Raw genomic sequence first — 26,719 nt, forward strand, 5'->3', positions numbered from 1 at the left:
CTAATGATTATATACGGAATAACAGACCCCTGTTAAAGTTTCAATGAAACGATTACAAGGAGGATATCTGCATGTCGCAATCATCTTTTAAAAAAGAAAATATGGGTAGCCGGCTGTTTACTATTGTAAATACCACACTGCTTACACTCATTGCCCTAGCCTGTCTTTTACCCTTTGTCAATGTGTTTGCCAGTTCCTTTGCTTCAACACAGGAGGTAGTAGAAAAAAGCTTCATCCTGTTCCCGACGACATTCTCTTTGGATGCTTACCGTTATATACTGTCAACGCCTACTATTTTTAAAGGGCTTGGCGTATCCATCGGTGTAACCTTAGTGGGTACAGTTGTCAGTATGGTTCTTACCTCTTTAATGGCTTATGGATTATCTAGAAAATATCTATACGGAAGAGATTTCATCAATTTCGTAATCGTGTTCTCCATGCTCTTCAGCGGGGGAATGATCCCTACTTTCCTGGTAGTTAAATATTTCGGATTAATCGATTCCTACTGGTCCATGATCATGCCTGTTGCGATCAATGCTTTTAACCTGATCATTATGCGTAACTTCTTCCAGGCGCTGCCGGAAGGGCTAGAGGAATCAGCCAAGATTGACGGCTCTAATGATTTTGGTGTATTTTTCAAAATCATGCTTCCGCTGGCGATGCCATCTATCGCGACCCTCTCCTTGTTCTACGGGGTAGCTTACTGGAACACTTATATGAGTGCAATTTTATATATGACAGACTCCACTAAGTGGCCTATTCAAGTCCTGCTGCGCCAAATTGTTATCGTCGCCAGCGGGATGCAGGGAGATAATGCTTCTGTTGATATTATCCCACCTGCTCAAACCATCAAAATGGCGGTTATCGTAGTCGCAACCGTTCCAATGCTGCTCGCCTATCCTTTCGTACAAAAACACTTCACCAAAGGAGCCCTGCTGGGTTCTGTAAAAGGCTAAAACATTGCAGCTGCACAAACAGCCAGCCCCGGTCTCCCGGGGCTGGCTGTTTGTGTTCAGCGCCTTACTTCTCCTGTTTCTGGGTTCGGTATGCACCTGGTGTTACATGTTCTTTTTTACGGAAGGATCGAATAAAGTTCTGTGGATTATGGTACTGCAGCCTTTCAGCAATCTCTTTAATGGTCATATCCGTTTCCACCAGCCACTTCTTAGCCATTTCCAGACGATAGTTCATCAGATACTCGCTAAACGTCATCCCGTACTCTTTTTTGAAAATACTGCTTAAATAGTTCGGACTGTAATGGAGACGATCACCAATTAATTCTAGCGTTAAGTCCTGATCAAATTCCGAGCGGACAATCACCGCAATTTTATCGGATAAGAGGCGGAACTGACGGTCTGTCTTCTCCTTAACGCTGGTCACCATCGGATGGATAACTTCTTTGACCAAAATGCGTTCGATCTCTTCCGGATTACGGATGTCTAACAATCGGTGATACAACGTAGAATTGTCCTCTGTCAGCAGAACCTCTACACCCAGCAGCTGCTCCAACTGAATCAGATTGTTGACGAAACGTATTAATGTGACTTCGAAATTCAAAGGGTTCTTACTGTGCTTCATCATTTCCCCGAGTAATGGATACAGAGAACAGGAGACTTGTTCTTCATCTCCAATCCGAATCGCGTCAAATAACTGGGACTCAAACTCAGACGGATAATGCAGTAGAACTGGACCCGAGATCACCTTCGATATATCCTCATAGAAGATGATAGACTCTTTGCCCAGATTTAAACGATGATGCAGCGCCTGCTTACTCATCTCGCAAGCTTCCCTACTAAACAATAAATTATCATAAAAATTGCTGATTCCAACGCTAATGGATAGTTTCAGGATCTCTCTAGCTGTTCGAATAATTGTCTTGGCATAGTCCAGTGCTATTCTCCGGTTCTCCTGTTCATTCGCTCCCTCAAAGATCAGGATGGTTGCTTGTGTACGGTCATTTAATAGGATAGGAATCATCCGCTTCTCCTGCGGAATTAGCTCTTCCACCAGTTTGTTAACCGCTACAAGCAGAAGATCCTTATCGCTAGCCTGCCGTTCCCCATAGTTATCCAGCTGTATTAGCAGCGTTGCATACACCGAATTCTGTGACAGCTCATAACCGAAACGAGGCAAACCCAGATTAAGCTCTTCTTGGGATATCCGGCTACGAAACAGATTTAGAATAAACTGAGTTTCCAACTTAGGCATCTCAGACTCAATCAGACCCTCTAGGCTTTCTTTCTCCGATAAGATGGTATCAATCGAATTAATAATCCAGTCTACCTCATTCTTAGGCTCTAGCTCCGCATTGGCAGGCAATAATCGGCGCTGAATCTGCCGGAATGGCTTGGTGAAATACAAAGAGATCACATAAGCGACTACCGCAATCAACAACGTAATAAGCAGTACCATCATCACAATCCCAAATCGGGTTGTCTTTAGTGCATCAGAAATTTCTGATTTATCCAAAATAGTTACGTAAATCCAATTATTATAAGAAGATTTAGCATAAATAGCTTTTATCGATTGGTGATCAGCCCGCTCCATGGCAATCGTCCCCAATTGCCCCCCGCCTCCAGCAACATTAGTGATATGGCTAAGTTGATTATTAGTCAGCAGGGACTTTCCAGTTTCCGACTCATATAAAAGCTCACCCTCCCGGTTAAGAATAAACACCGGTGTGTTTCCTTCGGTCTGAAGGGTGCTCTGCAAGGTCTGAAGGGATATATCAGATAAGGCAATCGCCTGTTTGGTCTGTGAGAATACCGGCAGGGTATTTACAAAGCGGATACCCTTATCCGTCTTAACCCAAAACAACCCCCGGCTACGGTTATTAATATAGCTCTCATAAAGTGTCCTGCTCTCTTCTTCCGTTAAATGTGAAAGCTTACCATTGGAAATCTGCCATTTCTGCTCCAAACTGATTAGAGAATAATTAACAAAATCCATCCCCATGCTGGCAATGTAGTTAAGCTGGGAATTAATCTCGCGATACTTCTCAAAATCCTGCTCGGTGATCGGATTTTGCACGACCTCCCTGAAGGAACTGGTGGTACTGTAAGTATTAAAAGCGTATTCGATGGTCTGAATTTTCTGTTCCAAGGTGTTTTTAATTTGAGTAATTAAACTCTGTTTATCATCCGCTACTCTTTCATTTACCGAATTAATCGTCGTCAGATAAATATAGCCACCGAAGCTAATAACCAGGCCAATTCCCAGCACCAGAATAGGAACAAAAATCTTGTAGAATATCCTGCCTCTTTTCATGATAGACTCCTTAAGCATGTAATTATTTTCAATTATAGCGCTTCCAATAGGTTAAACCAAATGTTTTAAATGTGTATACTCGCAACCCTATTTTTATAAAAAATAGAAAACAAAAAAACAAGGCAAAAAGCGCTTCATCAAGCCCAGTGCTCAATGAAGGTTTTTTGCCTTATATTATAATGATTTTATTCCCTATCCTTATATTTCAATCTCTTCCGTTGAATCCGAAAGACCACCACTCTGCACGCCATTATTATTGGCTACCGCAAGAACATATACTTTATATTTAACACCCTTAACAATTAATGCACCATTAACATCTCTTCTCGAGGCTACAATTGTAGGATTCGTTCCGTTAGGCGTTATCGACGTATAATACGAGGATTTCACCTCAATTGCTTCCGCTGAACCAAAACCTTGTTTGGACGGAACCACCAGAATTCGATATTCCGAAATGTTAGACTCGTTAGAGGAACGGTTGAAACTTACTAGTATTTTACCCTCATCCACACTGTACGTTACATTGGTGACAGAGGTTACCGGCAGCTTAGTGGATAAAGTTATGGCATTCGACTCTGAGGACAACACATTAGTGCCTGAGTACTTGCCGCTGCCAATCGTTAACACATACACTCTGTAACTGATTCCACTCTTTATTAAATTTCCGTTTACGTCTCTGGCTGAAGAATCCAAGACTTGACTGGTATTATTTCCTGAAGTGCCTACCGCTGTGTAATTGGAGCTAGAAACCGCATTTGCCTGGGTTAAACTAAAGCTGCTGTAATAGGAAGTAGGTACAATCAGGATTCGATACTGGCTAATGTACGTTTCATCCGTGGCATGGTTAAAGGATACTTTTAAATCCCTGCCGTCTTCGTAATCATTAACGTCCCTTACATCCAAGCTCGAAATAGGAGCCAATTTGTAATCTACATTCAACGTAATTAAAGGTGAACCAGAAGAAAGAACATTGCTGCCTGAGTAATTCCCGCTTCCGACGGTTAATACATATACTCTGTAATTGATTCCACTCTTTATCAGGTTACCGCGCACGTCCCTTGATGACGAGGTTAACACTTGATTGGTGCTGGATCCTGTTGTGCTCACTGCTGTGTAGTTAGAACTGTACACATTATTGGCGTCAGATAAACTGAAGCTGCTGTAATAGGAAGTAGGTACAACCAGGATGCGATACTGGCTAATATACGTTTCATTCGTAGCGTGGTCAAAGGATACTCTTAAATCACGGCCATCATCATAGTCATTTACGTCGCTTACATCCAAATTGTAGACAGCACTCACATTGTAGTCAACAGCCAACGTAATTAATGTTGACTCCGTTGAGAGAATGTTGGTGCCCAAATTCTTCCCGCTTCCAATCGTTAACACATACACTCTGTAAGGTGTTCCATTCTTAATCAAATTACCACGCACGTCTCTTGCTGACGAGGCTAACACTTGACTGGTGCTAGATCCTGTTGTGCTCACCGTTGTGTAGTAAGAGCTGGAGACATTATTCGCCTCAGATAAACTAAAGTTGTTGGAATAAGCTGTAGGCACAACTAGAATTCGGTACTGGCTAATATACGTTTCATCTGTGGCGTGGTTAAAGGATACTTTTAAATCACGGCCATCTCCAAAGTCACTAACGTCGCTTACACTTAAATTAGAGACATTGACCGAGGACAGCGTAATCGCAGATGAAGCAGCAGACAATAAATTATTGGCTGTATTACTGCCACTATCTACACCCATAACAAACACACGGTAACCAACTCCCGTCTTAATGAGGGCTCCATCCACATCCCTCGCTCCTGACGATAGGATCTGAGTGATATTGGAGCCTGTTTTGTTGACCTGTGTGTAATTTGAACTGCTAACAGCATTTGCTGCCGCCAAATTAAAAGAAGAATAATTAGTAGCTTTGACTACAAATATCCGGTAAGAACTCACCTTGGATTCATCCGATACCTTATTAAAACTTACGGCTAAATCGCGGCCATCACTATAATCGCTCACATCACTTACTTGTACATTACTTGGAGCAACGACTACAGTATTAGTATTAAGCGATATAGTCGAAGAACTATACGAGAGAGCGCTGGTATTATTGCCTTTGCCCACTGCGAAAACATAAGCTACATAGGTTTGATTACCTTTAATGAGGTCACCATCCACATCCCTTGAATTTGCGGTCATTCTAATCGTAGGATTAGTGCCTGTAGCTAAAACAGTAGAATAATTGGCGGATGTAACCTTTTGTGCAGATGAGATATTAAAAGTGCTCCAAGCCTTTACAATCATTACCCGGTAATGATCCACAAGAGCTTCATTAGAAGATTGGGTGAAGCTGACCTGGAGATCACGGCCGTCACCGTTATCACTTACATCCTTTAACTGCACATTCGATGCCGGATTTACAGTTCCAGTTTTACCGCCGGAAGTCGTTATGGTCACCACTTTGGTGCTCGGATTCCAACCCACATCATGACCCAATGACTCACTTACAAACCGTGTAGGAACCATCGTTCTTCCTTTTAAATTCTGACCCGGCACATCTAGAGTTACAGCTTTATTGTTAATCGTGGCTGTCTTTGAGCCAATCTTTAACATAATCGTTGTATCATCTTTAGTTGCAGTTACAGTTTGTGTTTTCTGATTCCACTTGATGGTGGCATTAAAGGCTTCAAAGATTGCCCGTAGGGGTACCATCGTCCGTCCATTTACCATCACCGGTGCTTGATCTGTGGACAATCGAACCCCGTCAATAAAAATACTGATGGGCGCAGTAGCAGCTTTCACTGAAGATTGAAACATCATCGGCAAAACTAATAAGCCCACTAAAATAGAAATCCATAACTTCTTCACAGATTCACCCTCCTGGAATGACGAATACATTTTTTTCCTAACCTTTTGACGCTCCTACTAGGATAAAAGTTTCACGCATTATGGTTACAATATTTTAATCTTGAACCCGTTCCTTCGATCTGCCATAAACCGCTCTGTAAAAAGAAAAAGAAAGCGCAGTGTGCGCTCTCTCCTTTGTGTTATTCGCTGATACTTTTATCCACATTTTTCTTCGGAATTCCATCCAATCCGTACTCCCAATCATAAGCATCAAAAATTTTTCTCGCTACAGGTGCTGCACTACTAGATCCAAATCCGCCTTCAGGAATAACTACAGCTACAGCAAGTTTTGGATTTTCACGTGGTGCAAAAGCTATAAACACTCCGTTATCACGGTTTATGTTTTTACTATCCGTCTGTTGTGAAGTTCCTGTTTTACGCGCAAAATCATAGGGGAAATCACCGAAGGCACTTTTAACGTCACTGTTCATCCCTTTCTTTATCTCCCGCCAATAGGATTTATCGAAAGTAGTCACTTCATCAAGCACTTCCCGTTTGAATTCTTTGATAACTTTACCTTTGGAGTCCGTGATCTTGCTTACTAGCTGTGGTTTGATTCGTTGCCCTTCATTGGCTAGTGTAGCCGCATATTGCGCCAACTGAAGAACGGTATAACGTCCCTGCTGCCCAAAAGAAGCATAAACAAGTGCCGACTGAACTGAACCCGCTTTAGCTTCAGCTTTATAATTCAGATCACCCAAGTATTCCCTTGGTAAACCTATCCCTGTTGGCACACCTAGACCGAATTCTTTCATATATGTGTCCCATACCCCGATGCCCTTAGACTTGTATTTTTCGTACAATTTTTTTCCGATCATATCAACCATATATACGTTTGAAGATTTTTCAATGGCTGTATAAGGATACAAAGATCCGTATACATGATTGGATGAGTTCCTTACATTAGTCTCATGTCCTTCCCTACCAAATGAGGTGATTCCCTTATCTTGATAAGTAGAAGAAGTACTTATAAAGCCCTCTTTTAAGCCAATTAACACACTCAATGGTTTTATGGTCGAACCGAGCAGCACAGTAGATTCAAAATTATGCCCTGATCTTCCCGATGAGTATGGAGTTATTGTTCCATTTTGGTAATGCTTTTCAATTTTTTTATACACCTCTGGAGAGATCGAACCCGTAGCCCAGCTGTTGGTATCATAGTCAGGCATACTTGCCATAGCAATAACATTACCTGTATCCACTTCCATGGCTACAGCGTAACCTGTTAAAGCATCAGGATGTGTTTCTCCCTGAACGGTGTGTGAATGCAACCACTGAATCTGATCTTTAATGGCTTCTTCGGTCTTCAGCTGAATTTTTTTATTAAGGGTAGTCCAGATAGTGCTTCCTTTGACCGGGGGTTCAATACTGACAATTTTTTCCGCCATATTCTGCGGATCTACGGAAACTTCCTTATATCCATTCTGTCCCCGAAGCTCCTTCTGGTATTGCAGCTCCAAGCCATCAAAGCCTACTAGCTCATCCTCTTTATAGTTAAGTCCAGGGTTCTGATTATTTTTCATCGCCTGAAGTACATCCTTATAAAGATCTAAACTAGTAGAGGATTTAAAAAATTTCACGTAACCAACAGCTTGTACAGCCACCGTATCGGTATCATAATGCCTGCTACTTTCCTCTATCACTTCAAGGTTTGGATATTCGTTTTTGTGTTCTAAAAAATAAGCGATTTCTTTCTTAGTTAAACCTGATTTAATTCTTCGTGCTACATAACCAGAGAGTTTTTTTGAATATAAATCCATAGACTCAAGGATCTCTTCTGTGGTTAGTTTTTTCTCATTAGGATCACCATAAGTTTCGAAGGCTTCTGCTAACTTGCTGGCGAGTGCCTTTGATTTATTATTTGCCTCAGCAGTTAAGGTAACTTTTTTCGTAGTTTTATCTGTTTTTGTTGCGGTATATTCCTTATCCAAAGTAAGGTACAAAGATTGAACGGGCGTTGAGTATGCCAATTTCTCACCATCAGCAGCGAGGATATTCCCTCTCAATGCCGATAATGCCACTATTTTCGTATCCCGATTAGCCTCAGCTTCAGATAACGTAGGTCCTTCGACAAATTGCAAGACCGCAAGGCGTAGGATAATCACACAAAAAATAATAAAAGTGCTAAAGAAAAAAATATTGATTCTTAATTCGCCAGAGTTGTTAATAGTTTTGCTGCCGTCTTGTACACCTTTTCTGTCGAAGAGCCTCACATAATCCCACTCCTTATTTCCAAAATTCTACAGCATAAGATTAAAGTATAAACTAGCAAACGGAAATATACAAAATTAAGAATAATAGTTAAATAATTGTTCACAAATCGATAATATCCAATTAAAAAAGCAGCTTTCCCCGGTATGGGAGAATCGCTGCTTTTTGTTTATGGGCGTTGGTGGCCTGCACCAATAAATTCTCAACATTCGCTGAGGCCTACGGACTCAGATGACGTTATATGCGCATTTTTAGCCTTTGGAGCTTGGTTTCGGACTCCAATGACGTTATTTCATAGGAAGAAGGGCAAATCGGGTGCTTTTCATACCAATAGCGACTATGCGGTCCGTTGGCACTTCAAATGCGAAATAAAGCTGCGTTTAAGGTCATCTGTGTCCGATAGCTGTAGCGTAAGGGAGGGGAATTTTAAACAGATGAAACGATGTTTGAGGAGTTCTTGATAGAGCAAGCTCTAATTAATCAGGGGGTGCCCAGCAGCCATTTTACGGCTGATGGGGCACCCCCTGATTTTTTCTTATAACAAAATCTACACTTTTCTAACCTGTGACCGGTACATTAGAAACAAGAAATACGGAGCCCCAATCAGCATAATAATAAGACCTGAAGGGATTTCTTTCGGCGCCATTATGGTTCTTCCGAGCGTATCGGCAATGACGAGCATCAAGCCGCCAAGTAATCCTGACAAAACAATCGAGCGTCTCGTATGATGACCAATCATCATCCGCACCGCATGCGGCGCCATGAGTCCGAGAAAGCCAATTGTTCCCACACTTGCAACGGCTCCCGCTGCAAGCAAAACGCCGATAATCATAGCCCAAAGCCGCGTTCCTCGAACCGGCAAGCCCAATCCTGTTGAACTCTCGTCACCAAATGCCAACAAATCGCATTTTCGGCCCAAATAGTATGCAATCGGAACAAGTACAAGCAGGAATGCAAATAGGATGTAAAATTGATTCCAGCTTCGTCCATAAGTCGAACCCGTTAACCAAATTAAGGAGCTACTGCTCCATAAACTTCCTTTGACGATCATGACCTGGATTCCCGCAGAGGCAATAGCAGAGACTGCGATTCCAAGCAAGATCAGAACCGATGGATTCAAGGACCTGCGCCAGGCCATAAAAAAGACAAAAGCAGCAGCCAGTGCCCCACCCACGATTGCGGCAAGCGGAACTGCAAATACCGTCAATGCTGGCCAAACGGTCATTACGGCCAAAGCACCAAAGCCAGCCCCTGAGGTCACACCAATAATAGAAGCATCTGCCAATGGATTTCGAACAGCACTTTGAATCAATACACCACTGATTGCAAGTGCGATCCCTCCTGCAGCCGCTACGAGTGTACGGGGAAGCCGTAAATTCAGCAGGACGGAATAGGATTGATCCCCCCTATGGAACAGACTACTTAGCAATTCACTGATCGGTATTTTTGTTCCCCCAAACGATAAGCTTACGAGGATAATAACAATGAGCAGCACGGTCATAACTATAACCGTCGGCACAAAGCGCAGACGCAGTCCCGCCCCACCGATACTCATCGATGATTGGCCAGCGCCTGAGCCCGATATATTTTTCATCTTGGTGAGTACCAGCCAAATGAGCCACGGGGCTCCAATAATCGCCATAACTGCACCAACAGGCATTTCACCCACACTGCTTCGCACTACACGCGCTAGCGTATCCGCTGCCGTGATGAGCAAGGCTCCCCACAACGCGCTTGCAGGAATGAGCAGGCGATGCTTGCGAATCCCACTAAGTCTGACGAGATGGGGAGCCACTAAGCCGACGAAGCCAATCGGTCCAACCACGCTGACTACAACCGCAGCCATTAATACCGATAGGCCAAGTCCTGTCGCCCGAATTAACCCTACTCGCTGTCCAAGTGAACGAGCGGTTGACTCATCGAGCTCCAGCGCATCAAATTGTCTGCCGGCAAATATCGCTGCCAATAGCAGCACTACGACAAAAGGCCAGGCATATATAACACCGTCCCAATCCAACTGGATTAGGGAACCTGAACCCCATAAAAACAGATTTTGTGTTTCTGTTCTTTTAAAAATATGTATGGCCGATGTAAACGCTCCGAGCACCATGGAGACGATCATACCTGACAAAGCCAGCCGAACAGGTGTGGCTGCCTTGCCTCCACTCAATAAATAAGCGGCTAAAGCAGCAAGCAGTCCCCCTGCAACTGCGAGCAAAAATGGAAACTCATGCTGCAAAGCAGGAAAAGCTACCATACCAAGCACGACCATAAAGTATGCCCCGGCATTAATCCCAAGTGTATCTGAGGAAGCAAGCGGGTTCTTCGTTATAGTTTGCAATAATGCCCCAGCCACAGCCAGAGCAGCCCCGGCCAGCAGACCAATAACTGTACGTGGCATGCGGATATCCCAGAGCAGATTATGTTCCATTATATCTTGGCGATTCAGCAAACCATCTATTACAGTAGCTGCAGGAATCTTGGCTTCCCCAAAGCCCAAACTTAAAACGAACAGAATGAAGAGGACGGCAAAGCCGCCCCCAAATATTCCAATGATCCCCCAGTTCATGCCGATAGAGGCTTCTTTGCTACTCTTTTCGTTCATAACCGCACTCATTTCGTTAATGTATTTACAACTTCATCCACGATAACTTTGGAGGAGATCGGACCGCCGAACACCCAAGTAGTACTGCTCAATCCGAAGGTGCGATTCTCTTTTACAAAGTTAAGGCCATTCCAAACGGAATTATCCTTCAGTTCTTTCGTGAAAATATTATCATCCTCTTGGACGATATAGATTAGATTTGTATCCTGAACCGCAGGCAATGCCTCAACTGTAGAGGTACTGAATCCGTAAACTTCGAAATTTTCGGGTTTCCAGTCGTTTTTCAGACCGATCCGATCCAAAGTTTGTACCGCAAGTGAATTATCTGTAAAAAGACGCATCGTTGCTGCATTCTGGTAGCTGTATGCTTGTGTCAGTACATAGTTCAAGCCTTCTTTGCCTGCATCAGCCAGCTTTGCTTTTGCATCTGCATAATGTGCATCCAAATCAGCAAGAACCTTATCGGCTTCTGCTGTTTTACCTACTGCCGCTGCAATTGTTTTGAAAGTATCTTCCATCAGTGTGTACTGATTACCTTCTCCTTCATTCGGATACAAGCCGAAAATCAATGTTGGAGCGATACTTTTAAGTTGATCATAAATTCCTTCATGCCCACCCGTATTGGCAATAATCAGATCAGGCTTTAATGAAGCAATTGTCTCCAGATCTGGCTCGTCACGGGAACCAACATCAGTCACGTTTGCATCAAGTGGTGCTTCAGAAGTCACATACAGCTTATAGTTTTCGTTATCTGCGTTACCTACTGGCTGCACTCCCAGTGCAATAACATCCTCCGTAAAGGTCCATTCCAATACCACAACTCTTTGCGCAGGTTTGTCCAGCGTAATCTCACCTTTAGAATCCTTTAAAACAATAGGACCGCTTGTAGATTCACTGCCCGCGTTTTCAGCAGCTGGTTTGTCAGTTGCTCCCGCGTTCGATGTTGAATTATTCTTTTGGTTAGTACCACAGCCTGATACGACCAATATGATAGCAACAACCATAAATAAACTAATTAACCTTTTGTGCATTTACTTTATCCCCCTGGATTCAACGTTCGAAGTTGATTCCATGATAACCGTTATCAATCTATTGATAATGATTATCACAGAAAACATATTAGTAATCTTATACGCGATTCTCCCGAAAGTCAAAGTTAAAATTTAAGGCTTAACCGTCCCTACTCCATGATCTGGTTTGTAATTCTTTCAATGTGTATGGTCAGATACAGCATTTCATCATTTGTTAACTCCCGATTATATGTTTTATCAATATAGATTTTAATTTTCTCAACGCTTGCGAAAGCTTCCTTATACTGCTGCTTTACCAAAATAAATAGGCCATTCTCATTATCAGGAGGTGGAGTACCGTTGATGAGACGTTGTGCAAAAAATTTCAAATGAGTGATAAAACGGTAATAAGCAAGGGACTCCTCGTCGTACTCTAGCCTGAAATGGCGCTTCACGATATTTAGGATGTCGTTCATAATCTTGGTGATATTCACCATGTTAGGCATCTCTTCATTTAGTTCAGCATTCACCAGATGGAGAGCAATATGTCCGGCCTCATCTTCGGGAAGTCTGACTCCGAGCTTGGAATGTATGATTTGAAGCGCAGCTTTCCCAACCTCATATTCTTCTTTATAGAATCTTTTGATTTCCCAAAGCATGGCGTTTTTAATCTTCATCCCTTTTGAGAATCTCTCCAGCGCAAAACTGATATGATCTGTCAGACTAACATAAATACTGTCATCCAGCATTTTACCGAGCTGCAGTTTGGCGAAGTTAATAATCTCTTCTGAGAGCTCCATGTGCTCGATTGGAATCTCGGAAAGCAGCGTTTTTAGCTTATCTGAAAGTTTTTGATTACTTAAAGTGAATATCTTTTCAATTTTATCTTCTTCTAAAAAGTCTCCACGTTTTTTCTTAAAGGCCAGTCCTCTTCCCATAACTACTAGTTCAAAATTTTGGTCATCTATGACAGTAACAACATTGTTGTTTAACACTTTTTCGATCCGCATATTACAGCTCCTTACCTTTTCATTTTACGAAGCTAGCACTTTTTTATAGTATTCTATAATAAAAAATCGATCTCTAAGTAGCAGTACTAAGAGATCGATTCCATTCATACCTTATGACTCTTCAATAGATCACACTACAACAGTCAGCAGATCTTCACCCGGTGTAATAGCTGTTTTATTGGTACCAATCACATCACTATAATTAGCCGTATTGGTAATAATTATCGGCGTTGTGCATTGATAACCTTCATTTTTTATTTGTTCAAAATCAAACTCAATCAATAGATCACCCTGTTTAACTGTTGCTCCTTCTTGCACTTTCACATCAAAGTATTTACCTTTTAGCTTCACGGTTTCTATACCGATATGAATCAAGACCTCAACACCCTCATCTGATACTACCGCAATACAATGACCTGTTCTGAAAATAGTGGATACAACTCCACTTACCGGTGAATAAAGCTTACCTTCTGTGGGTTCAATTGCAATCCCCTTGCCCATTGCTTCTGAAGCAAAGGCAGCATCATCTACTGAGGTTAACGGGATTACGTTACCAGCCAGAGGGCTTACAACGGTTGAACTTTTAACGGCGTGAGGGAGGATAACCTCGCTTTTTTCAGTATTCGTTTTTTCTTCTACAATATTCACTTTCTTTTTATCTTCATAACCAAATACCATGGTAATTACCATAGCCAATACAATGGTCACTCCTGCTATAATCGCTTGAACGGCCAGCGGAGAGAATGCAGGAAGACTTAATACGCTGACAAATGCGAAGACTTCCATCTTCACTTTGAAAAGACCACTAAGTGCTCCACCTACTCCGCCGGCAATGGTTACATAAATGAAAGTTCGTTTGTAACGAGTCAGCAATCCGTAAATAATAGGTTCTGTTACACCGGAAAGCGCGCCTGGTATAAATGTACTGCCGGCCAATGTTTTCAACTGTTTGTCCTTTGTTTTCAGGAAGATCCCCAACGCTACACCCAGCTGAGCGAAGATGGCCATGCCGGCCATTGCATATATCGGATCTCCACCCTTAGCAATATTCTCAAGAATAATTGGCACAAGTCCCCAGTGCAATCCGAGCACAGTCAAATACGTCCAAGCTATTCCCACAATTGCTCCCGTAACAATACCGCTTTTCGTACTGAGGAACAAAATAGCGTCTCCAATTAAATTCCCTACATTCACGCCAAACGGTCCGAACGCTAAAATAGTTAACGGCACAATCACAATCAAACATAGCATAGGGACTAAGAACATCTGCAAATCCTTGTGTATAAACTTTCTTAGCTGCTTATCCAATAAAGCGTATATACAGATGGCGATAAAAATCGGAAACACGCTTGATGAATAGTCCGAAATTACTAAAGGAATACCTAAAAAATGTGGAGATTCAACACTTGCTAATCCCGTAATATTAGGCTCAAGTAAGGCCGCACCGATACTACCACCCACATAAGCATTCACACCCAGCCTAATCGATAACGTAATCCCTAAGAAAATGGGTAGAAAATAAAACACGGCATTACTAGCGCCGGCTAATACTTTGTAAGTTTCGCTATCCGCACTTAGAACATGTAACGAAGCAAGTACGGTTAATAGCGCTTTCAACATACCCGCACCTGCTAAAGCACCAATCAGAGGCGAAAAGCTTCTAGAAATAACATCAAAAATCAAAGTCCCTATAGGTTTCTTTACCTTGTTCTCGCCAGAATCACTGTTAGGGGATATGGATTTGGCAATTTCTTTATACACATCAGCAACATGGGTACCCACTATAACTTGAAACTGTCCCCCTTTGCTAACGACCCCAATAATCCCTTTCATTTTCTCCAAATTTTCTTTATCAGCTTTTTGCTCATCGTTAAGTGTGAATCTTAGTCGCGTGGCACAATGAATCACATTGTTAATATTTTTCTCCCCACCGACAGATTGGATAATGTCTTTACTTAGCTGTTCATAACTCATTTTTATACACCCCTCTGTAACAGATCAATTAATCACGGATATCAGGGAACACAAAAAAACCTAAATCACATCTATGTACGAGTGAGATTATCCCCGTAATCATAAATGAAACTTAGGTTTTGCCTGCTATGCAGTAGCAATCCTGATATCCGATTAATTTAATATTTACAAATTAACATGTTCAATTAATGATGTCAACAATAAACCAGTGTCTGTATAATATTGGATAACAAAAAAAGGCCCTGATAGATCAAGAATAACTTGATTATCAGGACTTTTTTTATTAGAACAGGCTTTGTCCGTTGGATTCAATTACTTCTTTGTACCAGTGGAAGGACTTCTTACGGTATCTCTCCAGTGTACCTGAACCATCATCATGACGATCTACATAAATGAAACCATAACGTTTCTTCAGCTCGGCGCTTGTTGCGCTAACCAAGTCGATGCAGCCCCAGCTTGTGTATCCCATAACTTCCACGCCATCAGCAATAGCTTCTGCTACTTGAACCAAATGATCTCGCAAATAATTGATCCGGTAATCGTCGTTTACGATCTTCTCACCGTTCCCGTCTACAACCAGCTGATCGACTGCGCCAAGGCCATTTTCCACGATAAACAGCGGTTTTTGGTATCGGTCATAGAATATATTCATCACATAACGCAAGCCCTGCGGATCGATCTGCCAACCCCATTCGCTCGCTTCCAGATACGGATTCGGTACCCCACCCAGCAGGTTTCCTTCTCCTCTGATCTGTTTCTCCGGATCAGCCGTTTCACATGTGCTCATATAGTAACTGAACGATATGAAATCCACGGTATGCTTCAGAATTTCCTCGTCCCCTGGCTCGAAATGAATGTGAATTCCATTTTCCTTAAAGAACCGTTTCATATAGCCTGGATAATAACCTCTGCTATGAACATCCGCAAAAAACATATTTTTGTGATCACTTTGCATCGCCTTGATCAAATCGTCCGGATGCGGAGTGAGCGGATAAATTGGCATGCTCAGCACCATGCAGCCTATTTTGAAATCAGGATTGATCTCATGACCGATTTTTACCGCCAAAGCACTTGCAATGAACTCATGGTGAATGGCCTGATACAGATCCTGCTTACTCAATTTTTCCAATGGAGTATTGATTCCGCCACTCATAAATGGGAACTCTAGGATAGAATTGATCTCGTTAAAGGTCAGCCAGTATTTGACCTTGTTCTTGTAACGATTAAAGATCGTTCTCACATAACGCTCGTAAAATTCCACCATCTTACGGTTAACCCATCCATCATACTCTCGTGCCAAATGCAGCGGGGTCTCATAATGGGAGATCGTAACTAGCGGTTCGATGCCGTATTTATGACACTCGTCGAACAGGTCGTCGTAGAACTGCAAGCCCTGTTCATTCGGCTCCAGCTCGTCCCCTTTCGGGAAAATCCGGGACCAGGCAATAGACGTCCGGAATACTTTAAAGCCCATTTCCGCAAACAGCTTAATATCTTCTTTATATCGGTGATAGAAATCGATACCAATCAACTTCATGTTATCGTCGGTAGGAACTTCTGTAGGCGCAGACTTAATGCCATGCGGCATGACATCTTGGGTAGACCAGCCTTTGCCATCATCCTGATATGCCCCTTCAAGCTGGTTAGCGGCTACAGCCCCACCCCATAGGAATCCTTCTGGAAATTGTAAGTTCATATTTCTTCCCGCCTTTGCTATTGTGATAGTATAGGTTTACTGCTCTAATCCGAATCCTAAACCTTGGAACGCGTTACATGTCAAGGATTAATCTTGCAAAGGAGATAAGCCGATGTCCACACTTGACGAAATTGCTAAGCTGTCGGGCTTTTCCAAAGCTACGGTATCCCGAGTCCTGAACGATTCTCCCCATGTCAGCAAGGAAACTAGGGAGAAAATTCTCGCCATTATGAAAGAGACGGACTATGTTCCCAATCGGAATGCCATATCTTTATCCAAAGGCCAAACCCAGCAAATCGGCATGATTACCTTAGACCTCAACGAGCTTATTTTGTGCTTCATGAACAGCTTCGTCGAAATTTCCGGCCGTTACGGGTATCAGACGATTATTTATACCACCGGCGGTGATAAGCAAAAGGAACTTCAGGCCTTCGAGGATCTCAAACAAAAAAGAGTCGACGCTCTGCTTATTCTGACCGCTGTTAACGATAAAAATGTCATAACTTCCTACTGCAAATACGGCCCGATTGTGTCTTGGCAACGCATGGACCATCCTGAAATACCGTCAGTTGCCATGAACCAATATGATGGATATGCACTCGCTCTAGAGCATTTGATAGAGCGGGGTTATACGCGTATCGCTAATGCTTTTGGCCGCCCAAGCAGCATAAATACCCAGAGTAGACGACTAGCTTATGAGCAAATCATGACCAAATATAATCTTCCCATCGTTGAGAAATGGTATTACTCCACGATTTATGGAATCCGTGACGGAGAGCAATTGGTGCGAACCCTAATTGGACAACCCGATCAGCCGGATGCCATTCTGTGCTCCAATGATTTGGTGGCGGTGGGCGTTCTGAGCGAAGCACGTAGACAGCAGCTGGATGTGCCCCGTGATCTAGCTATCATTGGTTTTGATAATTCGGAGCTGTCACAGACACTCGGAATTACCACTGTTCGGAATCCGATTGCAGGACAGGCGGAGAACGCCTTTCTTCTGCTGGCTCCAACCCTGCTTGGACTGGATATGGAGCTGCAGCCCCTATCGTTCCAACTGATCGAACGGGAGACAACATAGGTTGCCCATTCCCAGAAGATTCCGACTGTACATTCCATAAAAAAAGTAAAATTGTATTGAAAATATGATGAAGATGGGTGTTTTTTATGACAAATAATGTATTGAATCCTAGGGTTGATAAATTCTTAAGTAAAGCGAAACAATGGCGGGAAGAATATGAGCAGTTGAGAACGATCGTGCTTGATTGCGGGCTGACCGAAGATTATAAGTGGATGCATCCATGTTACACATTTGATGATAAAAACATAGTACTAATTCATGGATTTAAAGAATATTGTGCGCTTCTCTTTCACAAAGGTGCCTTGTTACAGGATCCCAATGGGATTCTAATTCAACAAACAGAAAATGTGCAGGCAGCGCGCCAGATTCGGTTTACGAATGTGCAACAAATCGTTGAAATGGAAGCTGTTCTGAAAGCCTACATTCAAAATGCCATAGAAGTTGAAAAGGCGGGTTTGGAAGTCGAATTAAAAAAGAAAGAGGATTACCTCATTCCTGAAGAGCTTCAGACTAAATTCGCTGAACTTCCTGGCTTAAAAACTGCTTTTGAAGCCTTAACGCCTGGACGGCAAAACGCATATATTTATCATTTTTCTCAAGCGAAACAATCCAAAACCCGCGTATCCCGAATTGAAAAATTCATCCCGCAAATCCTTGAGGGTAAGGGATTAAATGATTAGCGTTGCTGACAATGAGTCAATTAAGCCTTAGGGTTAGTTGACTCATTTTTTAATTTGTCTTCTTTTAACTGCTTGTAATAATCCTCAACAAAGGCCTTGAACTTTTTAGCGACATTAGTCATGTACCGGTTGGTATACCATGAGATTTCAATGGTGCGGGTACTTATGGGTTCTTCAATGGGAAGAAGCACAACAGAGGATCCTTGAGAACCCCCCCAAGTTACAGCGGGGATAAAAGAAACCCCTAGTCCCGAACGGACTAGACTGCGTACCATCGAAGGCTCATCGCATTCATAAATGATACGCGGAGCAAATCCGGCGGCGTGACAGAGAGAATCCGTCGTTTCGCGCAGCTGCTTGCCTATTTTCAAACTGATAAAACCGTCTTCCGCGAGTTCATTCAGACGTACACTTTTACGGGTTGCGAGCCTGTGCTCATTAGGAACCGCCAGCAGGATTTCTTCCGTTAATACCGGTGTGGACACTGTTCCTGGAATCTTGAGCGGAGTAGAAGAAATACACAAATCAAAAGCCGGATAACGTGAGATCTCCTGATCCTGCTGCAATAGCTTGAATTGAGCTTCCGGGTACTTCTGACGAAATAATGTGATCATATCCGGAAGCAAATAGGAACCCGCTTGGATAAAAATCACTACAGTTCCTGTCGGTCGCTCAGACAAGTCCAATAGCTCTGTTTTCCCCTCCTCTAACGTTTGTAGGGCTAAATCAACTTTCACAAGAAACCGCTTTCCATATTCATTTAATCGAATGTATTTTCCTGTGCGATCAAACAATTTGACGTTTAATTCGCCCTCAAGATTTTTGATCATTTTACTTATAGCAGGCTGTGAGATTTGGAGTATTTCGGCTGCCAGGGTCATATTCTCAAGCTTTGCAACCGTTTGAAAGTACCGAAGCGAAAGTAAATCCAACGAAACCACCTCTTCTATAACCTTAGAGTTATGTATTTTATATATAATAATATATTTTTCATCATCATAGCAGAACACTATAATAAAGAGAATTAAAAATACATAAGAATCTGCAGGAGAAAGGGGAACTATAAATGAGCACACGAGAACCCATGGAAGAAATTATTACAGTCTCCAGTGGTCAGCTTAAGGGCATACGTCTGCCAGCACTTGGGGCGATCGCATGGTTAGGGATTCCTTATGCGGAACCTCCCATAGATAAGCTCAGATGGAAAGCACCGCGTGAGATAGAACTTTGGACAGGTGTATTGCCTGCATGCCATTTTAATAATAGCAGTGTCCAATTCATTCAAGGGGAACCTGGCGGCAGTGAAGATTGCCTTTTTTTGAATATTTGGCGACCGGATCATGCCGAGGCAGGCTTACCCGTATTCGTCTTCCTCCACGGCGGCGGAAATATTGGGGGTTCGGGACGGGATTTTCAAGGTGGAGAATTGGCGTGTAAGACAAATAGTATAGTGGTTACAGTGAATTACCGTTTAGGAGCAATGGGATTTTTCCGGCATCCCTCACTCCGAACTGGGGACCCCTTGGATGACTCAGGAAATTACGGTCTCCTCGATGTTCTTCATGCGCTAAAGTGGCTGCACAATAACATTGTTTGCTTTGAGGGAAATCCAGGGAACATAACATTAGGGGGCCAGTCTGCAGGTGCAAGAAATGCATTAGCTGCTTACCTTTCACCGCTGGGCAGAGGGCTCTTTCATAAGCTTTTTATTATGAGCGGAGGTTTAACAACGGCTGTTACGGAGCAAAGCGAAGAAAAAGCAGCTGACATTTTAACAGAGTTATTAATAAAAACAGGAATGGTCAGCACTCAAGATGAGGCAAGAGTATGGATTTCCACACAATCTGCGGATAAGATTTCCGCCTTCCTATATCGTCAGAATGCCTTTCACTTTGTCAAAATCATTCGTGAGACGGGGCTTCAGATGGCTGCTTTTCCCCATTTGATCGAAGATGGCACGGTCATTCCTATTGGTGGCTTCGACAATCTAAATAACCGCGATCACCCTTCCCTGCCGATCATCCTTGGCAGCACTGCCAGCGAATTCTCCGAGTTCACTTTATGGGATACTCATTTCTTCTCCCTAGTGCAAAAGGAAGAGTTAGCCGGAAATCTGGAAGAAAAGAAGCTCTATGAAGCTGCAGTCCAATATGGGAGCGATCTGTATGCAGAATTTAATGTAGAGCAGACTACAGAGATATTATTAAGTGCGATTCCGGAGATGCCCATCTATGCTTACCGCTTCGCCTGGGGGTTAAGAGACGGAGTGATCGATCCTTACATCCGTTTTCTTATGGGTGCCCCGCATGGTGCAGACATCCCCTTCTATACAGGTGACTTTTCCGGTGTCCAGGAAAGATTTCCTGCGGATGTAATTTCCGAGCATAACGAGCCTGGGCGTAACATGCTCTCTTCCCTAATGAGGGACTATTTACGGCATTTCCTATATACCGGTAATCCTAATGCTGAGGGACAACCTGCTTGGCAACGATACACCCCTAATCCCCGGTCTGCGGAAATTCTCTGGTTAGATGCTAGCCAGGATCAAACTATTGTTCAATCCGTCTGCAAACTTGTAAAAAAAGATATCCTGTCCCAAATGGACAATGATCCCCGTTTAGCAGCAGAACAGCGCAATTGGCTAAAAAACAATTTATTTGCGGGACGTTTTTTCTGGTAAAATAAATGATTGTAGAATTGACGTAGAGGAAGGAACATGCTGTTGTGCTAACTTACTTACTGCTCTTAGTCATCGGGCTAGCAGCTGGCATTTCCGGTTCATTGGTCGGACTTGGCGGCGGGTTCATCGTTGTGCCTGCGTTGGCTTTCCTTTTTCCTGATATGGAGCCTTCACATCTGGCTGGAACATCAATGGCGATGCTGCTTTTCAACTCCATCTCAAGTACTTATGTGTACGCAAAGCAGAAGAGAATCGATTATCAAGCAGCGCTCACCTTTGCCGCCGTTTCGATTCCGGGTTCAGTAATAGGTGCACTCTTTACCAAGCAAATGGGCGGGAGAATGTTTTTCGTAAGCTTCGGTATTTTTTTAATCCTTGTCGCTTTATTGCTCTTGTTCAAGCCGAATAAACCCATCCATTGGCCTTTCAAACCAACCGTGAAGCGAAGCTTTTCCGATAATAGCGGTGCTCATTTCGAATATGCTTATCATATGCCTACCGGCATAATCATCAGTTTTCTTGTTGGCTTTGTAGCAAGCCTATTTGGGATTGGCGGCGGGAGTCTTATGGTTCCGACAATGACCTTACTTCTCGGCTTTGCCCCCCATATCGCTGTTGCAACTTCTATGCTTCAAATTTTCCTGTCAGCTATCGTAAGCACCACAACACATGCCTTTTTATTGAATGTTGAATGGTTTATGGTGTTAGCCCTAGCACCTGGCGCAATTATCGGCGGTCAAATTGGCGCACGCCTGGCAAAACGCCTTCCTGCCAAGCTGCTTTTAAAGCTATTAGCCGTTTTTCTCATCATCGTTTCGCTTCGTTTGATGATGAAAGGGTAGGTCATTATGTAAAAAGTCCTGATGGATCAAGAGTTTCTTGATCCTCAGGACTTTTTTATTGTGACTGTGGGACTGATTCCTTGATATCAACGACATTTCAAATTGCAGGGCAGAAACGGATCCCCTCTTCTATCATAATTTAGCCCCCTATGGATAAGAGACTTGGCCAATCCTATCGAATTTTAAGTCTCTTCAGGATTTCTTTAGAATTCCCCCACCTAATTCCTCAGTTTTTTTAGTTAAGATTTCTGTATTGAAGTAAGCGAAGGAGGTGGCATATTGGCCAGTAATACCGTCTTAGAGCTAATCAATCAGTATGGATATCTGATTTTTTATCTTGCTTTCACGTTAGGCCCTTTTGGAATTCCAATCCCTAATGAAATTACAATCCTCACTGGAGCTACCCTAAGCCACATGGGGATTATCAATTCCTGGATGACTTATTTCTGCATTTTATCAGGGCTATTAACGGCCTTTACGGTTGCCTACTTTGCAGGTAAATTCTTTGGGCAAAAGCTGAAGTGCAAATTTGAAGCTAATAGACATTTTAAAAAAGCAGAGCAGATTCTAAAAAAACGTGGGCGTACAGCTATGTATATCGGCATGTTTATTCCAGTTGTACGTTACATCATTCCCATGTTGATCGGGCTCAGCGGTACAAGCTATAAACGATTTGCCCTTATTTCATATCCCAGTGCTTTAAGTTGGACCTTACTGTTCTTTTTTGTAGGAACGTACTTTGGAGATCACATCCTATCAAAATTAATAAACATCTAAATCAATTCTAAAATTATGGAGGAATTCCGAATGAGCTTCAATGAAAAACTCTTATTTTTAAGAAGTTTTATTCATGATCCAAAACAGGTAGGCAGTGTTACCCCGAGTTCCCGGTTTCTGGCACACAGCATGGTTAACCAAGCCCCTTGGCATGAAGTTAAAGCAGTCGCTGAACTTGGATCAGGTACAGGTGCAATCACCCGTGTAATCAATACTAAGGTAACTAGTACAACGAAAGTGTTACTATTTGAGATGGATAAAACCATGAGGCATAACCTGAAGACAAGCTATCCGGACTTTTCCTGTTATCATAATGCTGCTAGTTTAGTAGAAACAATTAAAAGTTCACATATTCATCAGTTGGATTGTATTTTTAGTGGGCTGCCCTTTTTCAATTTTGAGCCCGAATTAAGAAATACATTGGTTGAACAGATCTACCAATCCCTTAAACCTGAGGGATTATTTATCGCCTTTCAGTATTCACTTCAAATGAAGAAGCAACTCTCCGAATATTTTAATATTGATACAATAAAATATGTGCCATTTAATTTTCCTCCCGCTTTCGTCTACGTCTGTCGTAAAAGGGAAACATAATAAAATAAATATAGAAGAGGGGCAGCGTCCATTGAATACTATTCTTGTTGCAGATGATGATTCTGAAATTCGAGATGTGATTCATGTTTACTTAAGAAATGAAGGTTACCAAGTGCTTGAAGCTGCAGATGGTCAAGAGGCGTTGAGTACAATACAAACAACATCCATTCAACTGGTTATCCTGGATGTCATGATGCCTCAAATGGACGGTATCACAGCCTGTCTCAAAATTAGGGAAATATCAAATATCCCAATTATTATGCTCTCAGCCAAGCAAGAGGACATTGATAAAATCACAGGTCTAACTACCGGGGCAGACGATTACATGATCAAACCGTTTAATCCACTGGAACTACTGGCCCGTGTAAAAGCTCAGTTACGGCGTCAGTCCTTAATTGGAAAGGAAGAATTCAACTCTCTGCTTATAATTAAAAACCTGATCATAGATAAAAATAAACATTCCGTAAAGTTAAATGGAATTGAAGTTTCATTAACTCCACTAGAGTTTGCGATTTTAACCCTGCTTGCAAGCCGGCCTGGGCAAGTTTATAGTTCGGAGCAAATTTACGAGAGTGTATGGAAAGAGCCTTACGGATATTCTGACAATACCGTAATGGTTCATATTCGTAACTTAAGAGAAAAATTAGAGGAAAATCCAAGAGAACCTCTGTATATTAAGACAGTCTGGGGAGTTGGTTACAAAGTTGATTAAAATCATACGAAATCTACAAATAAATAAACGCATTCAATCCAATATCTTAATCAGGATGGTGTTGAGTTTCATAATTACCATTGCGATAAATACCTCACTTAGCATCTTGTTCTTTCATTTTGGAAATGCGACAAAATTGGATTGGGTGTTCAATTTTCTTGCCTACCTTCTTACTCCGATGTTTTTCATTATTTTCGTTATTACATTTTTTACATTGACCCGGCGAATCGTCAAAGATTTAATTGCGCTGGAACAAGGACTTCAGATTATATCCGAAGGTAATTTGAGTTATCGGGTAAATGTTGTGCGCCAAGATGAACTAGGACTGGTGGCTTTGAACATCAACCGGATGGCAGAGCGCTTAGAGCAACAGATCATCAAGGAACGCGAAATAGAAAAATCCAAGATGGAGATGATCACGGGGATTTCACACGACTTACGTACCCCTCTTACAAGTATTATCGGGTATATTGAGCTTTTACGTACAGAATCGTACCAAGATAAAAAAGAATACACACGTTTTATTCAAAACACCTATAACAAGGCGCTTCATTTGAAGAAACTCCTCGATGATTTGTTTGAATATACCCGACTTAATTCGGCTGACTCCCGTTTAAATCTGGAGAGAATCGATTTGTCGCAGCTTTTGAATCAATTGTTATTCGAATTCGAACCGATCGCTCAAGAAAACAATGTCCACCTTATAAAAGATATAGATAAGAGTCCAATCATCACCTTAATCGACAGTGAGAAAATAGCCAGAGCCATAGATAATCTACTTATGAACGCCTTAAAATATTCCATCAGCCCGGGAAGCATTAGCATACGAATTACAACCGATTCTGAACACTGTACCATTGCGATTGAAAATAAAGGAACTCCCCTCTCACAGGATCAAGAAAACCGTCTATTTGACCGATTTTATAAGGTTGACCACTCAAGAAAAAGCCAGGGAATTCAAACCGGGGCAGGACTTGGTCTTTCGATAGCTAGGAATATTGCTGAGTTGCACAAGGGTACTTTAACGCTTAAACACACTCATGACGTCTTCACATTCCAACTGAGATTGCCTTTCGGAGAGGATTGCTAATTGATTATGTCTGAATACTTACTTTTCTTACAAGGCTTCCTCAAAGATCCAAAGCGGGTAGGAAATATTCTACCCAGTTCGCAATTATTAGCCAATAAAATAGTCCAGTCTGTACAATGGCATAATGTAAATGCCGTTGCAGAGCTTGGAGCTGGTACAGGTGCTATTACACATCTCATGACATCACAATTAACGAATTCTACAAAAGTGCTTTTGTTTGAGCGGAATAAAAAAATGAGAGAACACTTAAAAGCAATTTATCCGGAATGCATTTTCCATTCCAACGCCAGCTACTTACTCAAGAAATTGAATCAGGAAGGCATCCGTGAGTTAGATTGCATAATTTGCGGATTACCATTTTTTAATTTTTCAATTGAAATGCGTGACAAAATCCTACATCAGATTGTTAAGTCACTTAAACCAGGCGGAATTTTAGTTGCATATCAGCACTCGCTGCACATGAAAAAAAGATGGGCTAAACAACTACTTATTGAGAAAATTGAATTTGTGCCTTACACTTTCCCTCCAACATTCGTATATATTTGTCGTAAAAAAGAATGACACATGAATATTCGGAAAACAGTAATTTCTAAAGAATGTATAAGTATTGAGAATGGAAATGGCCAGGCTTATGTGCAGCCAATACTGTTGCAGGATTATAAAAAAGTCCTGATGATCAAGATTATCTTGATCATCAGGACTGGATTTACTGTGAGAAAACTACGTTCCAAACGGTGACAAGATGACTTACAACTCACACCACGTTACAAACGGTGACAATTTATCCCCGCTGTCTCATGCCCTCAAACAGCAAAATCGTCGCCGCCATTGCGGCGTTCAGCGATTCCGCGCGGCCTGCCATCGGGATGATGATACTCTTGTCCACGAGTCGCGCCGTTTCCGGCGAGATGCCTTTTCCTTCGCTGCCAATCAGCAGCCACTGGCTGCCCTGAAAATCGTGCTCATAGCACGATTCTTCGCCCTGCAGCGAAGTGCTCACCAGCAGCGCCCCATTTTCCCGGGCCTGTGGCAAAATCTCACTTAAATCTCCCTCCACCACCGGAAGATGGAACATCGAGCCCATCGTGGACCGGATGGTCTTCGGATTATAGAGGTCGGCACAGCCTTGTCCGAGGATCACTCCGTCTGCTCCCGCTGCATCCGCACTGCGAATGATGGTGCCGACATTGCCGGGATCTTGCACGCCGTCCAGCACAACCACAAGGCTATCCTTCTTCGCTAGGATAGCTTCTACAGCCTGCTGTTCCTTCCGCACGATGGCGAACACCGGCTGCGGCGTATTGGTGCTGCTGCATTTTGAGATGATCGCCGCCGAAACGCCAATCACTTCCATTCCCTGAACGGCCTGAAGCAGCCCCTTAAGTTCAGCAGGCATTCCTTTGTCGAGGTCATAAGCAAGGCATTCCACATCTGCTTCAGCCAGCAGTGCTTCTTGAACCAGATGAACGCCCTCTACGATATATTTACGAGCCTTGTCACGATGCTTTTTCTCCTGTAACCCGGCCCACTCTTTAACCCGCGTATTTTGCGGAGACATGATTTCCATAAAGTCTTCCTTTCTT

21 protein-coding genes are annotated in these 26,719 nt (G+C 42.6%); 11 read left to right on the top strand and 10 right to left on the bottom strand.

All coding sequences use genetic code 11. From position 1 onward, the window contains the following. The first annotated feature begins 71 nt into the window (after window positions 1-71). Complete coding sequence (locus tag MHI25_RS26515; RefSeq protein WP_076130456.1) at window positions 72-956, top strand: carbohydrate ABC transporter permease; 885 nt, start codon at window positions 72-74, stop codon at window positions 954-956. A gap of 64 nt (window positions 957-1,020) precedes the next feature. On the opposite strand, the gene MHI25_RS26520 is transcribed toward MHI25_RS26515, so the two are convergent. From MHI25_RS26520 to ascB, 8 genes are all read right to left on the bottom strand, one after another. Then, window positions 1,021-3,267 (bottom strand): AraC family transcriptional regulator, encoded by a 2,247-nt coding sequence (locus MHI25_RS26520; protein WP_036685428.1) that lies wholly within the window; start codon window positions 3,265-3,267, stop codon window positions 1,021-1,023. Between the two features lie 198 nt (window positions 3,268-3,465). Then, window positions 3,466-6,135, bottom strand: a complete 2,670-nt coding sequence (locus MHI25_RS26525) for a copper amine oxidase N-terminal domain-containing protein (protein ID WP_076281966.1) — start codon at window positions 6,133-6,135, stop codon at window positions 3,466-3,468. A gap of 179 nt (window positions 6,136-6,314) precedes the next feature. Continuing rightward, entirely contained in the window at window positions 6,315-8,387 is a 2,073-nt protein-coding gene (locus MHI25_RS26530; protein WP_340394606.1) for a penicillin-binding transpeptidase domain-containing protein, read from the bottom strand. Window positions 8,388-8,932: 545 nt separating this feature from the next. Then, a complete protein-coding gene (locus tag MHI25_RS26535) occupies window positions 8,933-10,990 on the bottom strand; it encodes an iron ABC transporter permease (protein WP_340394607.1) in 2,058 nt (685 codons plus the stop codon). 8 nt (window positions 10,991-10,998) lie between these two features. Further along, window positions 10,999-12,021: an iron-siderophore ABC transporter substrate-binding protein gene (locus MHI25_RS26540; protein ID WP_076184809.1), complete on the bottom strand. Its 1,023-nt coding sequence runs from the start codon at window positions 12,019-12,021 to the stop codon at window positions 10,999-11,001. A gap of 149 nt (window positions 12,022-12,170) precedes the next feature. Beyond that, window positions 12,171-13,010, bottom strand: a complete 840-nt coding sequence (locus MHI25_RS26545; protein ID WP_036685434.1) for a PRD domain-containing protein — start codon at window positions 13,008-13,010, stop codon at window positions 12,171-12,173. A 129-nt stretch (window positions 13,011-13,139) separates the two neighbouring features. Further along, window positions 13,140-14,984, bottom strand: a complete 1,845-nt coding sequence (locus tag MHI25_RS26550; RefSeq protein WP_248549713.1) for a beta-glucoside-specific PTS transporter subunit IIABC — start codon at window positions 14,982-14,984, stop codon at window positions 13,140-13,142. Window positions 14,985-15,267: 283 nt separating this feature from the next. Beyond that, window positions 15,268-16,680: a 6-phospho-beta-glucosidase gene (gene ascB, locus MHI25_RS26555; RefSeq protein ID WP_248549714.1), complete on the bottom strand. Its 1,413-nt coding sequence runs from the start codon at window positions 16,678-16,680 to the stop codon at window positions 15,268-15,270. A gap of 112 nt (window positions 16,681-16,792) precedes the next feature. Here ascB and MHI25_RS26560 point away from each other — a divergent pair, with 112 nt between their 5' ends. Together MHI25_RS26560 and MHI25_RS26565 are read left to right on the top strand one after the other, a co-directional pair. Beyond that, window positions 16,793-17,761: a LacI family DNA-binding transcriptional regulator gene (locus MHI25_RS26560; RefSeq protein WP_076184812.1), complete on the top strand. Its 969-nt coding sequence runs from the start codon at window positions 16,793-16,795 to the stop codon at window positions 17,759-17,761. 86 nt (window positions 17,762-17,847) lie between these two features. Then, window positions 17,848-18,441 (top strand): YdeI family protein, encoded by a 594-nt coding sequence (locus MHI25_RS26565; protein WP_076098816.1) that lies wholly within the window; start codon window positions 17,848-17,850, stop codon window positions 18,439-18,441. A gap of 20 nt (window positions 18,442-18,461) precedes the next feature. On the opposite strand, the gene MHI25_RS26570 is transcribed toward MHI25_RS26565, so the two are convergent. Further along, window positions 18,462-19,373, bottom strand: a complete 912-nt coding sequence (locus MHI25_RS26570; RefSeq protein ID WP_340394608.1) for a LysR family transcriptional regulator — start codon at window positions 19,371-19,373, stop codon at window positions 18,462-18,464. A 134-nt stretch (window positions 19,374-19,507) separates the two neighbouring features. Between MHI25_RS26570 and MHI25_RS26575 the strand changes: the two genes are divergently transcribed. The 8 genes from MHI25_RS26575 (at window position 19,508) to MHI25_RS26610 (ending at window position 25,874) form a co-directional block, all read left to right on the top strand. Continuing rightward, window positions 19,508-21,121 carry a carboxylesterase family protein gene (locus MHI25_RS26575; protein WP_340394609.1) on the top strand — a complete coding sequence of 538 codons (1,614 nt, stop codon included), beginning with the start codon at window positions 19,508-19,510 and terminating at the stop codon, window positions 21,119-21,121. A gap of 44 nt (window positions 21,122-21,165) precedes the next feature. Further along, a complete protein-coding gene (locus tag MHI25_RS26580; protein WP_076098819.1) occupies window positions 21,166-21,963 on the top strand; it encodes a sulfite exporter TauE/SafE family protein in 798 nt (265 codons plus the stop codon). A 279-nt stretch (window positions 21,964-22,242) separates the two neighbouring features. Next, a complete protein-coding gene (locus tag MHI25_RS26585; RefSeq protein WP_076130315.1) occupies window positions 22,243-22,740 on the top strand; it encodes a DedA family protein in 498 nt (165 codons plus the stop codon). Window positions 22,741-22,770: 30 nt separating this feature from the next. Further along, entirely contained in the window at window positions 22,771-23,334 is a 564-nt protein-coding gene (locus MHI25_RS26590; RefSeq protein WP_076144587.1) for a methyltransferase domain-containing protein, read from the top strand. Between the two features lie 31 nt (window positions 23,335-23,365). Beyond that, window positions 23,366-24,046, top strand: a complete 681-nt coding sequence (locus MHI25_RS26595; protein WP_036685458.1) for a response regulator transcription factor — start codon at window positions 23,366-23,368, stop codon at window positions 24,044-24,046. A 55-nt stretch (window positions 24,047-24,101) separates the two neighbouring features. Next, a complete protein-coding gene (locus MHI25_RS26600; RefSeq protein WP_340395711.1) occupies window positions 24,102-25,136 on the top strand; it encodes a HAMP domain-containing sensor histidine kinase in 1,035 nt (344 codons plus the stop codon). Between the two features lie 6 nt (window positions 25,137-25,142). Continuing rightward, window positions 25,143-25,697 (top strand): methyltransferase domain-containing protein, encoded by a 555-nt coding sequence (locus MHI25_RS26605; RefSeq protein ID WP_081383349.1) that lies wholly within the window; start codon window positions 25,143-25,145, stop codon window positions 25,695-25,697. A 3-nt stretch (window positions 25,698-25,700) separates the two neighbouring features. After that, window positions 25,701-25,874: a hypothetical protein gene (locus MHI25_RS26610; protein WP_340394610.1), complete on the top strand. Its 174-nt coding sequence runs from the start codon at window positions 25,701-25,703 to the stop codon at window positions 25,872-25,874. Between the two features lie 43 nt (window positions 25,875-25,917). Here the strand turns inward: MHI25_RS26610 and MHI25_RS26615 are convergent, their stop codons facing one another. Continuing rightward, complete coding sequence (locus MHI25_RS26615; protein WP_248549719.1) at window positions 25,918-26,703, bottom strand: RNA methyltransferase; 786 nt, start codon at window positions 26,701-26,703, stop codon at window positions 25,918-25,920. Window positions 26,704-26,719: the final 16 nt, after the last annotated feature.

Source organism: Paenibacillus sp. FSL E2-0177 (genome assembly GCF_037992975.1).
In the GTDB taxonomy this organism is placed as follows: Bacteria; Bacillota; Bacilli; order Paenibacillales; family Paenibacillaceae; genus Paenibacillus_AQ; species Paenibacillus_AQ odorifer.

Excerpts from the sequence above, each read along its gene's own strand:
- MHI25_RS26605 (WP_081383349.1), top strand. The coding sequence starts at position 25,143 with ATGTCTGAATACTTACTTTTCTTACAAGGCTTCCTCAAAGATCCAAAG.
- MHI25_RS26600 (WP_340395711.1), top strand. The coding sequence starts at position 24,102 with ATGGTGTTGAGTTTCATAATTACCATTGCGATAAATACCTCACTTAGC.
- MHI25_RS26545 (WP_036685434.1), bottom strand. The coding sequence starts at position 13,010 with ATGCGGATCGAAAAAGTGTTAAACAACAATGTTGTTACTGTCATAGAT.
- MHI25_RS26560 (WP_076184812.1), top strand. The coding sequence starts at position 16,793 with ATGTCCACACTTGACGAAATTGCTAAGCTGTCGGGCTTTTCCAAAGCT.
- MHI25_RS26535 (WP_340394607.1), bottom strand. The coding sequence starts at position 10,990 with ATGAACGAAAAGAGTAGCAAAGAAGCCTCTATCGGCATGAACTGGGGG.
- MHI25_RS26565 (WP_076098816.1), top strand. The coding sequence starts at position 17,848 with ATGACAAATAATGTATTGAATCCTAGGGTTGATAAATTCTTAAGTAAA.
- ascB (WP_248549714.1), bottom strand. The coding sequence starts at position 16,680 with ATGAACTTACAATTTCCAGAAGGATTCCTATGGGGTGGGGCTGTAGCC.
- MHI25_RS26590 (WP_076144587.1), top strand. The coding sequence starts at position 22,771 with ATGAGCTTCAATGAAAAACTCTTATTTTTAAGAAGTTTTATTCATGAT.
- MHI25_RS26515 (WP_076130456.1), top strand. The coding sequence starts at position 72 with ATGTCGCAATCATCTTTTAAAAAAGAAAATATGGGTAGCCGGCTGTTT.
- MHI25_RS26615 (WP_248549719.1), bottom strand. The coding sequence starts at position 26,703 with ATGGAAATCATGTCTCCGCAAAATACGCGGGTTAAAGAGTGGGCCGGG.
- MHI25_RS26610 (WP_340394610.1), top strand. The coding sequence starts at position 25,701 with ATGAATATTCGGAAAACAGTAATTTCTAAAGAATGTATAAGTATTGAG.
- MHI25_RS26540 (WP_076184809.1), bottom strand. The coding sequence starts at position 12,021 with ATGCACAAAAGGTTAATTAGTTTATTTATGGTTGTTGCTATCATATTG.
- MHI25_RS26520 (WP_036685428.1), bottom strand. The coding sequence starts at position 3,267 with ATGAAAAGAGGCAGGATATTCTACAAGATTTTTGTTCCTATTCTGGTG.
- MHI25_RS26575 (WP_340394609.1), top strand. The coding sequence starts at position 19,508 with ATGAGCACACGAGAACCCATGGAAGAAATTATTACAGTCTCCAGTGGT.
- MHI25_RS26550 (WP_248549713.1), bottom strand. The coding sequence starts at position 14,984 with ATGAGTTATGAACAGCTAAGTAAAGACATTATCCAATCTGTCGGTGGG.